The following is a 242-nucleotide window of genomic DNA, read 5'->3' as shown; positions in this document are numbered from 1 at the left end:
GACAAGCGTTTGAGGCCGATCCGCCAGGCGCGCTGCGGGATTTGAAAAGGCGGCGTATCCTCTTTTTCTCTTGCGATAAAGCCGGGAGAAATGATGCAAGAGCGCCGCATTGGACACTCTGAATTGCAAGTCGCGCCGCTTATGTTCGGCGGCAATGTATTCGGCTGGACCGCCGACGAAGCGACTTCGTTTTCGATTCTCGACGCGTTCGTCGACGCCGGGCTGGACTTCATCGACACCGC

Annotated in this window: 1 pseudogene; it reads left to right on the top strand. The window is 57.9% G+C overall.

Annotated features, from left to right (window positions below):
- Positions 1–93: 93 nt before the first annotated feature.
- Positions 94–242 (top strand): annotated as a pseudogene (locus SB822_RS60275) (aldo/keto reductase); the annotation flags it as partial.

This window comes from Paraburkholderia sp. SIMBA_054 (assembly GCF_046534875.1).
Taxonomy (GTDB): domain Bacteria; phylum Pseudomonadota; class Gammaproteobacteria; order Burkholderiales; family Burkholderiaceae; genus Paraburkholderia; species Paraburkholderia hospita.
This window is presented reverse-complemented; position numbering and strand designations above follow the sequence as displayed.